This is a genomic window from Ruegeria sp. AM9, assembly GCF_056540565.1.
The window spans coordinates 66,118-79,452 of the sequence record NZ_JBQFWY010000002.1 but is presented as its reverse complement, the minus strand read 5'-3'; the positions used below and the strand labels follow the sequence as shown (position 1 = coordinate 79,452).

At 61.3% G+C, this 13,335-nt stretch carries 12 protein-coding genes; 7 read left to right on the top strand and 5 right to left on the bottom strand.

The window, feature by feature from the left end:
- Positions 1-132: 132 nt before the first annotated feature.
- From ACR0DO_RS05220 to ACR0DO_RS05210, 3 genes are read left to right on the top strand one after another with little or no spacing between them, the layout of a single operon-like run.
- The gene (locus tag ACR0DO_RS05220; protein WP_480557061.1) at positions 133-906 is read left to right on the top strand and encodes a 3-hydroxybutyrate dehydrogenase; all 774 of its coding nucleotides are present in this window, start codon (positions 133-135) and stop codon (positions 904-906) included.
- Positions 903-1,388, top strand: a complete 486-nt coding sequence (locus ACR0DO_RS05215; protein WP_480557060.1) for a hypothetical protein — start codon at positions 903-905, stop codon at positions 1,386-1,388. The genes ACR0DO_RS05220 and ACR0DO_RS05215 overlap by 4 nt, the downstream gene beginning before the upstream one ends.
- The gene (locus tag ACR0DO_RS05210; RefSeq protein ID WP_480557059.1) at positions 1,385-2,410 is read left to right on the top strand and encodes a patatin-like phospholipase family protein; all 1,026 of its coding nucleotides are present in this window, start codon (positions 1,385-1,387) and stop codon (positions 2,408-2,410) included. The genes ACR0DO_RS05215 and ACR0DO_RS05210 overlap by 4 nt, the downstream gene beginning before the upstream one ends.
- On the opposite strand, the gene ACR0DO_RS05205 is transcribed toward ACR0DO_RS05210, so the two are convergent.
- The 4 genes from ACR0DO_RS05205 to ACR0DO_RS05190 form a co-directional block, all read right to left on the bottom strand.
- A complete protein-coding gene (locus tag ACR0DO_RS05205; RefSeq protein WP_480557058.1) occupies positions 2,411-3,088 on the bottom strand; it encodes a DUF502 domain-containing protein in 678 nt (225 codons plus the stop codon). It abuts the gene before it with no gap.
- A gap of 64 nt (positions 3,089-3,152) precedes the next feature.
- Complete coding sequence (locus ACR0DO_RS05200) at positions 3,153-4,067, bottom strand: pseudouridine-5'-phosphate glycosidase (protein WP_480557057.1); 915 nt, start codon at positions 4,065-4,067, stop codon at positions 3,153-3,155.
- On the bottom strand, positions 4,064-4,957 hold the full coding sequence (locus tag ACR0DO_RS05195; protein ID WP_480557056.1) for a PfkB family carbohydrate kinase: 894 nt from the start codon (positions 4,955-4,957) through the stop codon (positions 4,064-4,066). Before ACR0DO_RS05195 ends, ACR0DO_RS05200 begins: the two co-directional genes overlap by 4 nt.
- A 45-nt stretch (positions 4,958-5,002) precedes the next feature.
- Positions 5,003-5,620 carry a thiamine phosphate synthase gene (locus ACR0DO_RS05190; protein ID WP_170671692.1) on the bottom strand — a complete coding sequence of 206 codons (618 nt, stop codon included), beginning with the start codon at positions 5,618-5,620 and terminating at the stop codon, positions 5,003-5,005.
- Between the two features lie 155 nt (positions 5,621-5,775).
- Here ACR0DO_RS05190 and ACR0DO_RS05185 point away from each other — a divergent pair, with 155 nt between their 5' ends.
- The 4 genes from ACR0DO_RS05185 to ACR0DO_RS05170 all read left to right on the top strand — a co-directional run bounded on the left by ACR0DO_RS05185 (position 5,776) and on the right by ACR0DO_RS05170 (position 10,553).
- On the top strand, positions 5,776-6,519 hold the full coding sequence (locus tag ACR0DO_RS05185; RefSeq protein ID WP_170443739.1) for an RNA methyltransferase: 744 nt from the start codon (positions 5,776-5,778) through the stop codon (positions 6,517-6,519).
- Positions 6,520-6,578: 59 nt separating this feature from the next.
- Complete coding sequence (gene ctaA / locus ACR0DO_RS05180) at positions 6,579-7,724, top strand: heme A synthase (RefSeq protein WP_480557055.1); 1,146 nt, start codon at positions 6,579-6,581, stop codon at positions 7,722-7,724.
- Positions 7,725-7,729: 5 nt separating this feature from the next.
- The gene (locus ACR0DO_RS05175; protein WP_480557054.1) at positions 7,730-9,199 is read left to right on the top strand and encodes a carboxypeptidase M32; all 1,470 of its coding nucleotides are present in this window, start codon (positions 7,730-7,732) and stop codon (positions 9,197-9,199) included.
- Between the two features lie 79 nt (positions 9,200-9,278).
- On the top strand, positions 9,279-10,553 hold the full coding sequence (locus ACR0DO_RS05170; RefSeq protein WP_480557053.1) for a DsbA family protein: 1,275 nt from the start codon (positions 9,279-9,281) through the stop codon (positions 10,551-10,553).
- Positions 10,554-10,563: 10 nt separating this feature from the next.
- On the opposite strand, the gene gyrA is transcribed toward ACR0DO_RS05170, so the two are convergent.
- Positions 10,564-13,299 (bottom strand): DNA gyrase subunit A, encoded by a 2,736-nt coding sequence (gyrA, locus tag ACR0DO_RS05165; protein ID WP_480557052.1) that lies wholly within the window; start codon positions 13,297-13,299, stop codon positions 10,564-10,566.
- Between the last annotated feature and the right edge of the window lie 36 nt (positions 13,300-13,335).

Sequence of the window (13,335 nt, the reverse complement as noted above, 5' to 3'; positions counted from 1 at the left end):
TAACGCCCGCTTCGCGCGGGCGTTTTTTTTGGCAATTTTTTGTGTGGCTCCGGAACCTGGATGTTTCCCCGTTTTCTTTGCAGGTGCAGCATGGCACTGTGCGCACAAAGCGGATTTTGAGGGAGAGAGCCCATGAACCTTTCGGGAAAAACAGCGATCATCACGGGGTCGAATTCGGGGATCGGCTTGGGCGTCGCGCGAGAGTTGGCGAAAGCCGGGGCCGATGTGGTTCTGAACTCGTTCACCGACCGGGAGGAGGACCACGCGCTGGCCGCAGAGATCGCGCAAGAGACCGGCACCAAGGCGCGTTACATCAAGGCGGACATGTCTGTCGGCGGAGAATGCCGCGTGCTGATCGAAAAGGCGGGGGCTTGCGATATTCTGGTGAACAACGCGGGTATTCAGCATGTCGCGCCGATCGACCAGTTCCCAGTTGATAAATGGGATGCGATCATCGCGATCAACATGAACTCGGCCTATCACACCATGGCGGCGGCGCTGCCGATGATGCGCGCGGCCGGATGGGGGCGGATCGTGAATATCGCCTCGGCGCATGGTTTGACGGCGTCACCCTTCAAGGCGGCGTATATCGCGGCCAAGCATGGCGTCGTCGGGATGACCAAGACCGTGGCGCTGGAAACCGCGCAAGAGCCGATCACCTGCAACGCGATCTGTCCGGGTTATGTACTGACGCCGCTGGTCGAGGCGCAGATCCCCGACACGATGAAAGAATACGACATGAGCCGTGAAGACGTGATCAAGAACGTCATGCTGCAACGTCAGCCCTCGAAAGAGTTTGCGACGGTTGAACAGCTGGGCGGCACCACGGTGTTCCTGTGCTCGGATGCAGCGGCGCAGATCACCGGGACAACGATTTCGGTGGATGGTGGCTGGACGGCCCTTTGATTATTACGCCACAAGGGGGACAAGCGTTGAGTTTCTGGGCGCTATTTAAGCCATGGCTATTGGTAATTGTCAGTGCTGTTCTCGCAGGATGGCAAGTTAGCACCGGAGATGCACCGGGTGCCGCAGTCTTTTCGGGAATTTCGGCATTTTTGGCCTCAGCCATCATGGGGCGAAGAATTTGGTGTATTGACGACAATACTGCAAAAGAGCGCTGGGTTGAGTATTTCGGACGAGGTTCAGGAAAAGAAGTGGCGACGGCGCGCTTTATCACATGGGTGTTTTCGTTGGTGTCATTCGCTTTTTTGGTCTCGTTTTTGACCTACTTGGTTGATCCATATGTTTGGTTGGGATTGTCAGACGGGCTTCATGCAGCTGATAGTTTTCCCCTCTATCGATTACTGGGTTTTATCGTTTGTGGAATTACGGCTGCTTCGTTTCTACAACGCCTACTTTGGCTTCAACGAAAGAGAGACCCACAGTGAAACGAATCAATCTGGCCTTGCAAGGCGGCGGGGCGCATGGGGCGTTTACCTGGGGTGTTCTCGACCGGCTGCTGGATGAGGAAGATATCGAGGTTGCGGCGATCACCGGAACCTCGGCCGGGGCGCTGAACGGGGCCGCCTTCAAATCCGGTATGGTGCGGGACGGGCGCGACGGTGCGCGCGCCAATCTGAATAGGCTATGGGAGCGGATGGGCGCGGTCGGTGACATGCGCCTTGCCAACTGGATGCAGGCCATCGAACCTGCACAGATTGCACAGGCGATGGAGTATTCCTTGCCGTTCTCGGTCGGCGATGCCTGGTCGCGGCTGGTGTCGCCCTATGCTTATGGTCCGTTTTACCGCAACCCGCTGGAGCCGGTGGTAGACCGGTTCAACTTCGATGAGATATGTGCCGACGAAGGCCCGCGTTTGCATGTCTGCGCCACCTGTGTGCGCAGCGGCAAGATTCGGGTGTTCACAGGGGAAGAGATTTCGACGGATGCGATTCTGGCTTCGGCCTGTTTGCCGACGCTGTTTCAGGCGGTTGAGATTTTTGATCCCAAATCGGGCCGGACCGAGGCGTATTGGGATGGCGGCTATACCGGAAACCCGGCGCTTTACCCGCTGTTCAACAACGATCTGCCTGATGACGTGGTGATTGTGAACATCAACCCGCTGGAACGCGACGAGGTGCCGAAAACACCGCAGCAGATCCAGAACCGGATCAATGAGATCAGCTTTAACTCCTCGCTGTTCCGCGAGTTGCGCGCGATCAGTTTCGTTCAGCGGCTGCTGGCCGAAGGTAAGCTGAAGGCCGGAGAGATGAGCCGCGTTCTGGTCCACATGATCGCGGATGACGAGCTGATGAACGATCTGTCGGTGGCAACTAAGACGGTGCCGAACCCGGTGATTCTGCATAAGCTGAAAGAGGCCGGACGCGCGGCGGCCCATCGGTTTATCAATGATCACAAAGCCGACTTGGGCGAACGCAGCACCGTCGACCTGCCCGAGATGTTCGGCTGATTAGTCAGGCGGCAGTGTCGGGTCTTTTTCGTTCGGATAGACAAGCCCGGCGGAAATCACCAGCTTTGCAGCCTCTTCGATCGACATGTCCAGCAGGATCACGTCCTCTTCGGGGAAGAACAGCAAAAAGCCCGAGGTCGGGTTGGGGGTCGTCGGGACGAAGATGCTCAGCAGTTCTCCACCGGTTTCGGCACGCTCGCTGACCTCGCCCTTGGCAGTGGTTGAGACGAACCCGATCGCCCAGATGCCCCGGCGGGGGTATTGGATCAGGCAGGCTTTTTCGAATGACCGTTCGGTCTGGGCAAACACGGTTTCCGATATCTGCTTGATCCCGGAATAGACCGAACGGACCACAGGCATCCGGTCAACAAGGCTTTCCGCGAAATGGATCAGCGAACGACCGAGGATACCCTTTGCGATCCAGCCGACGAGGACGGTGAAGATCAGGAAGATGACCACTCCGACGCCGCGCAGATTGACGCCCACGTATTCCTCGGGCTGGAACTGCTGGGGGATCAGCGGCAGAACCGCGCTGTCGACCCAGCCCACCACGGACCAGATCAGCCAGATGGTCAGCCACACCGGTGCAATGACGACAATGCCCGTCAGAAAAGACGCGCGCAGCCGGGAAAACAGGCCCGGTCGGCGGTGTGGTTCTTCGTCAAAAGGCGTGTTCATTGCAGTCCTGAGTGATGTGCCGAATTAGTTAAGCAGTCCGGGGCCTTGGTACAATAGGTTTATGTCACTCGGTCCGTGCGGCCAGCGCACGTGCGATTCCGGCCGCCAGTTTCGCGTTATTTCGGACCAGCGCGATATTGGCGGTCAGCGAGCGGCCCTCAGTCTGTTCGTAGATTCGCTGCAACAGGTAGGGCGTGACGCCTTTGCCGGTGATCCGGTGCGTATCTGCGTCGGCCTGGGCCGAGGCGATGATGGGGGCCAGTTCCTCGGACGGAATCTGATCGGCGGCTGGGATCGGGTTGGCGACCAGCTGCCCTCCGGGCAGGCCAAGCGCGCGGCGGGTGGCGTGGGCCTTGGCGATATCCTCGGCGCTGTCCATGCGCAGGGGCGCGGCATAAGGCGATTTCGCCGACCAGAAAGCGGGGAATTCGTCCTGACCATGCGCGATGACGGGAACGCCCAGCGTTTCCAGAACTTCCAGTGTCTTGGCCAGATCCAGGATTGCCTTCGCGCCCGCAGCCACAACCGTGACAGGTGTCTGTGCCAGTTCGTGCAGGTCGGCGGAGATATCGAATGACGTCTCGGCCCCCTGATGCACACCGCCGATACCGCCGGTGGCGAAAACCTCGATCCCAGCGAAATGTGCGGCGATCATGGTCGCAGCCACCGTGGTGGCCCCGGTGCCGCCGGTGGCGATGCAGGCGGCCATATCGGCGCGGGACAGTTTGGCGACGCCTTGTGCCTGACCCAGAGCCTGCAATTGATCGGATTCCAGACCGACATGCAGCTTACCGTCGATCACTGCAATCGTGGCCGGAACTGCGCCCGCATCGCGAATGTCCTGTTCGACCTGGGCCGCGACCTCGATGTTTTGAGGGTAGGGCATCCCGTGGGTGATGATGGTGCTTTCCAGCGCGACGATGGGTTGGCCTGCGTCTTTGGCGGCGCGGACCTCGGCGGAATAGTGGATGTCGATCACAGTGGGGTTTCTCCGGAAACGTAGGTTGCGGCGGCGTTCAGGGCGCGGGTCAAGGCCTCGTCGCTGGATGCTCCGCCGGATTCTGAGGCGATATGGGCTGCCATGAAGGTGTCCCCTGCGCCGGTCACGCGGGTGACCAGAACAGAGGGTGGTGTTTGCGTCAGGATTTCGTCTGCGCTGCCGACGGTGGCCGAGTTGCCGCCATCCGTGACCAGCACCCGCAGCGCGCCGCGGTCCAGCAGGCCTTTGGCCGCGGATTCGGAATCGGTGAACTCGCGCTGGCACAGGATGCCGGCCTCTTCGAGGTTCACGTACAGCGTCGCACGGGCATGTTTCAGGAACGGTAACAGGCGTTCCGCCTTGCCGGGCGAGGCCGGGGCCACACGCAGATCGGCCTGTGCAAAGGCCGGGCTTTGGGCGATTTCTTCCAGCAGCGTCAGGGTCAGGTTGCCGTCCAGTGCGATGGGGCCGTCGAACGGTGCATTCTCGTTACCCAGAGGCCCGTGCATCAACGGGTGCAGGATTTTGGCTCCGGCGGCCTCCAACGAATGCGCATCGGCAATTGCGGCGATCAGACCGTTGGCGCCTTCGACGGCCATGTAACGGTCAGTCGGCAAATCCTGCGAGCGGTAGATGTGATCCGTGATCATGCCCAGCCGGGCACAGGCGTTGACCAGTTCGTCGCCTTCGGGGTCGCGGCCAATGGCGGTCAGCAGGGTTGGGGTCATACCGAACCGCACCAGCGTCATGGCGATATTCATGGCCACACCACCGGGCAGGCGGGTGATCCGCCCCGGCACGTCGGAACCTTGCCGCATGGCGCTGGCCGAGCGCCCGATCACGTCCCACAGGACCGAGCCGATACACAGGATTTCGCTGTTCTGAGTCATGACGAACTCATGCCGCAGCCCCGGCGCGGGCGCAAGGGTTAACGCTCACATCGCGTCAGTCAGAATCTTCAGCGCGGCCAGGGGGTCGTCCTGCGACCAGATTTCATCCCCGATGCCGAAGAAATCGGTGTGGGGGGCCAAGTCGCGGATCAGGTCAGGGGTCAGGCCGCCTTCGGCCACAACCGGAACCTCGATCATCTCGGACCACCATTGGAACAGGTCCTTTTCGGCGATGGTTCCGTCGCCCAGAGCCGACGCGCCAACCGGACCAAAGGCCACATAATCTGCGCCAGCTTCTCCGGCGCTCATGCCGTCATGGCTGGAGGCGCTGCAGAAACTGCCGACGATGGCATCCGCACCCAGTTCCTTGCGCGCGGCCCGGATGGAGCGGGCCGCGTCATCCAGATGCACCCCGTCCAGCCCCAGCCGCTGCGCCAACAGAACGTGGTTCGAGATCACGATGGCCACGTCCCGCGCATGGGCTACCTCGCGGCACGCGTCAGCCGCGCGGGCGATGGTGTCCTCGTCACTGCCCGCCAGCGCCAGCCGGATACAGGCAATCTCGGCGCCGTCCAGCACGCGGGCCAATTGTTCGGGAAAAGTGCTCAAGGTGATTGCGGGCGGGGTGATCAGGTAAATCTGCGGCTGCTCGGGGGTGTCCATTGGCGCGTCCTTCGCTTTCAGTCTTTGGCGCGGTTTAGCGGATTGCGCCGGGGAAGCAAACTTTTATGCCCGATTAAGGCGCAATTGATCGACCCAACGCCTTGCCCTGCGCCAATGCGCCGATTACAGCATCCCGAAGTTTTCCGGAGACAGCCATGCCCAGCGATAAATCTCAGCCTTCCTTTGTGCTCGTGCGCCCGCAGATGGGTGAAAACATCGGTGCCGCCGCGCGGGCAATGTGGAACTTCGGGCTGGACCGGATGCGGATCGTTGCCCCGCGCGACGGGTGGCCGAACCCCAAGGCCGTAGCAATGTCTAGCGGGGCCGGGCGGCTGCTGGATGAGGCGCAGCTGTTCGACGACCTGGCCGGAGCACTGGGTGACAGCACCTATGTCTTTGCAACCACCGCGCGGCAGCGGGGCCTGACCAAGCCGGTCTACAGCCCCGAGCGCGCCATGCAGATCGCAACCGAAAAGGTGGCGGCGGGCGAAAAGGTGGCCGTACTGTTCGGTCCCGAACGGGCAGGGCTTGAGAATGAGGATATCGCCAAGGCCAATGCCATCATTTCGGTGCCGGTGAACCCGGAATATGCCTCGCTGAACCTGGGCCAATGCGTGTTGCTGACGGCCTATGAGTGGATGCGCCAGACCGGGGACGTGGTGCACGAGGCCACTGATCTGGGCAAAGGCGATTGGGCCACGGGGATCGAGGTTGAAAAACTGGTCGAACATTACGAGGACCGGCTGGAAGAGGCCGGGTTCTTCTATCCGCCCGAAAAGGCCGAAGGCATGAAGACCAATCTGCGCAATCTGTGGTCGCGGATGCGGATGACGCGGGCGGATGTGCAGATGCTGCACGGGATCATGCGGCAGATGGTCCGCTGGAAGGAGAAGGGCTGAGGCTGGACCTCGGCCCGCCATGGCCCTAGCTTGCGGACAAATCAAGACATGAGGACGGCATGAGCGGTAAGCGCAGCATCTTCGAAGAGGTCTCGGAAACCGAGAAACAACAGGCGGTGCAGCCCGGCATGATCGACCGGGGAAGGGGCGGAACGCGTGGGGCGATCCGCGTCTGGCTGATGATCCTGTTCGCGCTGGTGGTTGTGATGATTGTTGTTGGCGGCCTGACCCGCCTGACCGATAGCGGATTGTCGATCACCGAATGGCGTCCGATCACTGGCGCCATCCCGCCGATGACCGAGGCCGACTGGCAGGCCGAGTTCGACAAGTATAAAGAGATCGACCAATGGCGCATCCAGAACCAATGGATGGAGCTGAGTGATTTCAAATCCATATACTGGTGGGAATGGGGACACCGCCAGCTGGGCCGCGTGATCGGGCTGGTTTGGGCTCTTGGGTTCTTCGGCTTCCTCGTGGCGGGGAAAATCCCGACTGGATGGACTGGCAAGCTGCTGATCCCCGGCATTTTGGGCGGCGTTCAAGGGGCCGTCGGCTGGTGGATGGTCGCCTCGGGCGTGACGCAAGGCGAAGGCATGATCGCCGTTGCCAGCTACCGCCTCGCGGTGCATCTGGGACTGGCGTTTGTGATCCTCGGCTTTCTCGCCTGGTACATCTTTGAACTGGGCCGCGAAGAACGCGACCTGATGCAGGCCCGCCGCGCGAAGGAGGCGAAACTGTTCTCGCTGTCGACCGGCCTGATGCACTTTGCGTTCCTGCAAATCCTGATCGGTGCGTTGGTCGCCGGGATCGATGCCGGTCGGTCTTACACCGACTGGCCGCTGATCGGAGGGCAGCTTCTGCCGCCCGATGCCGCGATGCTGGAACCGATGTGGCGCAACTTCTTTGAAAGCCCGGGTCTTGTGCAGTTCATCCACCGCTGCGCGGGGTACCTGCTGTTCATCTTCGCCATCATCGTCTGGCGACGCGGCAGCACCAGCGCGCACCCGCAGACGCGCTTTGCCTTCAACGCGGCTTTTGCAGCATTGTCGCTGCAGGTGGTCATCGGCATCCTGACCGTGGTTTACGCAGCCCCGTGGCAGCTTGCCATCTTCCACCAGTTCATGGCCGTCGTCGTCTGGACCCTGATCCTGCGCGCGCGGTTCCTGACCGCTTACCCAATCGCCACTTCCATCCGCGGAGTCTGACCCCGATGACCGCCTATGACGACCTGATGGCCTTTCAACGCGAAACCTCGGCCCTCGGGCAAATTGCCGGGCGGTTGGGCTGGGATCAGGAAACAGTGATGCCCCGCGGCGCGGCCCCGCAACGCGCCGAAGAAATGGCCGCGATCGAGGCGGTGCTGCACGCCCGCCGCTCGGACCCGCGCGTGGCGGACTGGCTGGAACAGGCCGACCCGCAGGACGAGGTGGGCAAAGCGCAGCTCCGTGACATCCGTCGATCTTATGAACGTACGGTCAAAGTGCCCGCCGATCTGGCCAAAACCATCGCGCGTGTGACCTCGACCGCTCAGGGCACATGGGCGCAGGCTCGTGCCGATGAGGATGTGGCTGCGTTCCTGCCCGTGTTGCAAGAGGTCGTTGCACTGAAACGCGAAGAGGGCGCGGCACTTGCGCAAGGCGGCGATGTCTATGACGCCATGGTCGAGGATTACGAACCTTACACGACGGGCGCACAGATTGCCGAGATTTTCGACCAGATGCGCCCGCGTCTGGTCGCCTTGCGCGCGGCGGTTCTGGACAAACCTGCGCCGCAAGCCCTGACCGGAAAATTCGACGAGCTGGCGCAGATGCGTCTGTCGCAGAAACTGGCGACCACCTTCGGCTATGACCTGAATACCGGCCGTGTCGACAAGGCGGTTCATCCGTTCAGTTCAGGCAGCGGGCTGGACGTGCGCATTACTACCCGCACCAGCGAGACCGACCCGTTCAACTGCTTCTATTCGACCATTCACGAGGTCGGCCACGCCGCCTATGAACAGGGCATCGCCCCAGATTTTCTGCTGACGCCGCTGGGGCAAGGCGTATCGATGGGCGTGCATGAAAGCCAAAGCCGGATCTATGAGAACCAGCTGGGCCGCTCGCGCGCATTTACCGGCTGGCTCTATGGTCAGATGGTGGAGACGTTCGGAGATTTCGGGATCACGAATGCTGACGCTTTCTATGCCACGGTGAACGGCGTCCATAACGGCTATATCCGCACCGAGGCGGACGAGGTGCAGTACAACCTGCACATCATGCTGCGCTTTGATCTGGAACGCGCCCTGATGGCCGGGGACCTGCACGTCAGCGATCTTGAGGCCGCGTGGAACGACCGGTTCAAGGCCGATTTCGGCTATGCGGTCGATAAGCCCTCGAACGGATGCCTGCAGGACGTGCATTGGTCTGTTGGGCTGTTTGGTTATTTCCCGACCTATTCGCTGGGCAATGTCTATGCCGGGTGCCTCTATCAGGCGTTGCGCGCCGCGGTGCCGGATCTGGATACGCAACTGGCCGAGGGCGATACGTCCGGTGCAACCGGCTGGCTGCGCGCAAACCTGCAGCGCTATGGCGGGCTATATGCCCCGCGCGACACCATCCAGCGCGCCAGCGGGATCGAGCCGGGGCCGGAACCTCTGCTCAGCTATCTCGAGGACAAGTTCGGCAGGCTCTACGACCTGTAGCCGTCACGTTCCCGTGTTGCGGCATGGGTTTTCCTGCCGCAGCCGTTACAGTGCCTCGTAACCGTTGCCGGAGGGGGCCTTGTCAATCAGCCGCAAACTTAAAACGCAAGCCGCGATGGCGCTGACCAGTCGCCGTCTGCAGACCTCGCGCCGCTACATGCATGAGGTCAAACGGCGGCTGGCCGGGCGCCCCCATGTGGTCCGGTATTTTCACGACATATCAGATCCCTGCAGCCTTTTGACCGTGCAGGTGTTGCAGCAGTTTCAGGGTAGATACGGGATCAGTCTTCAGCCCTACCTGATTTCCGGCCCGCCGCAGGACATGATGCCCGCACCCGACGAATACCGGCGCAATGCAGTCCGCGATGTCGTGCGTGTGGCAGGTCGCCTTGGTCTGGTTCCGCCAACGCTTTCCAATCCCGACCCTGAGACCATTGAGAAAGCTGAAAGGAAACTGGCCGCAGGGCTGGGCACGGATGAGTTTGCGTCGATCGCGCAGGCCGTGACACAGGCCGTGTGGGCAGGAGGACCGGTCCCGCTCGGGCCAGAGACAGACCCCATCCCTGCAAAGAACGCAGGCGATCGGGCCCTTGCGTCGGTAGGGCACTATCAAGGCGGGTGTTTTGCCTATGGGGGCGAGAGCTATTGGGGGCTCGACCGGCTGCACTATCTGGAAACCCGGTTGCAGGGCCTGGGATTGGGAAAAGCGCTTGCACCGATTGTGCCCGATATCACGCCACAGCCAGTGACAGCAAAGGGCCAAGAGATCGAGTTCTTTTTCTCCTTCCGCAGCCCGTATTCCTATCTGGCTTTTGACCGCGTTCGCGACCTTGCGCGCAAAAGCCAGGCCGATCTGATCCTCAAACCTGTGCTGCCGATGCTGATGCGCGGATTGCCGGTGCCGCCTGCAAAGTCCTCGTACATCCTGCACGATTGCACCCGCGAAGCACGGCGATTGGGTATCCCGTTTGGTTGCATTTCCGATCCCTTGGGGGCGGGGGTTGAGCGTGGTTACGCCTTACTGGGCCATGCCGAAAAGTGCGGATGCCTGGCCGAGTATTGCTCGGCCTTCCTGTCGGCTGTGTGGTCGCAGGGGATCGATGCAGCCACAGATGCGGGTTTGGCCAAAATCACGGAAGTCGCAGGTTTGAACTGGAGTGAAGCCAAGTCAGAGCTGGCTTCAACTGATTGGCGTAATCGGGTCGAGGCCAACCAGAACCGCCTGCACGAAATCGGTTTGTGGGGCGTGCCCAGCTTCCGCGCCAACGGTCAAAACATCTGGGGTCAGGACCGCTTGTGGGTGATCTCTGATGTCTTAAACGCAGACCAGACGGCAAAGAAAAAGGCGCCGTAGCGCCTTTAACTTATTCCGGGGCTTGCTCGTCGCCATCCTCATCGCCCTGATCGGCGATCCATGCGACGCTGACGACCTCTTCGCCCTTGCCGGTGTTGAACACCTTCACGCCGCCCGCGCTGCGGGATCGGAACGAGATGCCATCGACCGGCACCCGGATCGACTGGCCCTTGGAGGTTGCCAGCATGATCTGGTCGTCGATCTCAACCGGGAACGAGGCCACAAGCTCACCGCCGCGCATCGCCTTGTCCATCGCCGCAACCCCCATGCCACCGCGTCCGCGGACCGGGTAATCGTGGCTGGAGCTGAGCTTGCCCGAACCGCCAGTCGTTATCGTCAGGATCAGGTTTTCGGCGGCTGACATCTCGGCATAACGTTCCTGCGTGATGGTGCCGGGGGCTGCTTCGTCCTCGTCGGTCTCACCATCATCGGCAATGCCTGCAACGGCGCGGCGCATCTTGAGGTAGGCGGCACGTTCGTCCGGCCCGGCCTCGAAGTGGCGGATCACCGACATCGACACCACGCGGTCGCCATTGGTCAGCCTGATGCCACGCACACCGGTGGACTCGCGCGAGTTGAACACGCGCACATCGGTGGTCCGGAAGCGGATCGCGCGGCCCGAATTGGTGACCAGCATCACGTCTTCGTCTTCCGAACAGATGCGGGCGTTCACTAGCTCCACGTCCTCGGGCAGCTTCATCGCGATCTTGCCGTTTCGACGCACATTGGTGAAGTCCGACAGGCGGTTGCGCCGAACATCGCCCGCGCTGGTGGCGAATACGATTTGCAGGTTTTCCCATTCCTCATCCGGCACATCAACGGGCATGATCGCCGCGATGGAAACGCCGGTCGGGATCGGCAGGATGTTGACGATCGCCTTGCCCTTGCCGGTGCGGCTGGACTGCGGCAAACGCCAGGTCTTGAGCTTGTAGACCATGCCTTCGGTGGTGAAGAACAGCAGCTGCGTGTGGGTGTTGGCCACGAAGAGGTTGGTAACCACATCCTCTTCCTTGGTCTGCATCCCCGACAGGCCCTTGCCGCCGCGTTTCTGGGCGCGGAAGTCGGCCAGAGGCGTCCGCTTGATGTAACCGCCCGAGGTGACGGTCACGACCATGTCTTCACGCTCGATCAGGTCCTCGTCTTCCATGTCACCGGACCACTCGACGATCTCGGTACGGCGCGGTACGGCGAACTGTTCACGTACGCTGCGCAACTCATCACCGATGATCGACATGATCCGTTCGCGCGAGGACAGAATATCCAGATATTCCTTGATCTTGGCGGCCAGTTCTTCCAGCTCGTCGGTAACTTCCTTCACGCCCAGTTGGGTCAGGCGCTGCAGACGCAGGTCGAGAATGGCGCGGGCCTGAACCTCGGTCAGGTTATAGGTGCCATCGTCGTTCATCTTGGACAGAGGATCGTCGATCAGGCGCAGATAGCCTTCGATTTCTGCCGCAGGCCAGCGACGGGTCATCAGCTTTTCGCGGGCCTCGGCTGCGTCGGCGGACGAGCGGATGGTGGCAACCACTTCGTCCACGTTGGAAACGGCCACGGCCAGACCACACAGGATGTGGCTGCGTTCGCGCGCTTTGCGCAGATCGTAGGCGGTGCGACGGGCGACCACATCTTCGCGGAAATCGATGAACGAGGTCAGGAACCGGCGCAGGGTCAGTTGTTCGGGCCGTCCACCGTTCAGGGCCAGCATGTTGCAGCCAAAGGACGTCTGCATCGGCGAGAAGCGGTAGAGCTGATTCAGCACCACTTCGGGCGTGGCATCGCGTTTCAGTTCAACGACAACCCGCACGCCGTTACGGTCGGATTCGTCCTGCACATGCGCCACGCCTTCGATGCGTTTCTCACGCACGGCCTCGGCGATCTTTTCGATCATCGCGGCTTTGTTGACCTGATAGGGGATCTCATCGACGACGATGGCGTAACGGTCGCGACGGATTTCTTCCACGCGCGTCTTGGCGCGGATGATGACGCTGCCACGACCTTCCAGATAGGCTTTGCGCGCACCGGACCGGCCCAGCATCACCCCGCCTGTCGGGAAGTCGGGGCCGGGAACGTATTCGATCAGTTGCTCGGACGTCAGATCGGGGTCGTCGATCAAGGCCAGAGTGGCGTCAACCACTTCGCCCAGGTTGTGAGGCGGGATGTTCGTCGCCATACCGACGGCGATACCACCGGCACCGTTGACCAGCATGTTCGGGAACCGGGCGGGCAGGACTGTTGGTTCACGGTCCTTGCCGTCATAGTTGTCCTGAAAATCGACAGTCTCTTTTTCAATATCGGCCAACAATGACGCGGCAGGCTTGTCCATCCGCACTTCGGTATACCGCATGGCCGCCGGGTTATCGCCGTCCATCGAGCCAAAGTTGCCCTGACCATCGAGCAGCGGCAGCGACATCGAGAAATCCTGCGCCATCCGCACCAGCGCGTCATAGATCGCGCTGTCACCATGCGGGTGGTACTTACCCATCACATCACCGACCGGACGGGCCGACTTGCGGTACGCCTTGTCATGCGTGTTCCCGGTCTCGTGCATGGCATACAGGATGCGCCGGTGCACCGGTTTCAGGCCATCGCGCAGATCGGGGATCGCGCGACTGACGATGACCGACATGGCATAGTCCAGATAGGACGTGCGCATCTCGGATTCGATGGACACCGTCGGGCCGTCATATACGGGGCGCTCGGGCGGGGTTTCATCCATGTTTTCAGAGGTATCTGGCGTATCGCTCACGTAAACTGCCCGTGTATTGTTCTGGGTCTATATCTT

Coding starts and splice junctions, on each gene's coding strand:
- ACR0DO_RS05220 (WP_480557061.1), top strand. CDS start 133: ATGAACCTTTCGGGAAAAACAGCGATCATCACGGGGTCGAATTCGGGG.
- ACR0DO_RS05205 (WP_480557058.1), bottom strand. CDS start 3,088: ATGAACACGCCTTTTGACGAAGAACCACACCGCCGACCGGGCCTGTTT.
- ACR0DO_RS05195 (WP_480557056.1), bottom strand. CDS start 4,957: ATGACTCAGAACAGCGAAATCCTGTGTATCGGCTCGGTCCTGTGGGAC.
- ACR0DO_RS05190 (WP_170671692.1), bottom strand. CDS start 5,620: ATGGACACCCCCGAGCAGCCGCAGATTTACCTGATCACCCCGCCCGCA.
- ACR0DO_RS05185 (WP_170443739.1), top strand. CDS start 5,776: ATGCCCAGCGATAAATCTCAGCCTTCCTTTGTGCTCGTGCGCCCGCAG.
- ctaA (WP_480557055.1), top strand. CDS start 6,579: ATGAGCGGTAAGCGCAGCATCTTCGAAGAGGTCTCGGAAACCGAGAAA.
- ACR0DO_RS05175 (WP_480557054.1), top strand. CDS start 7,730: ATGACCGCCTATGACGACCTGATGGCCTTTCAACGCGAAACCTCGGCC.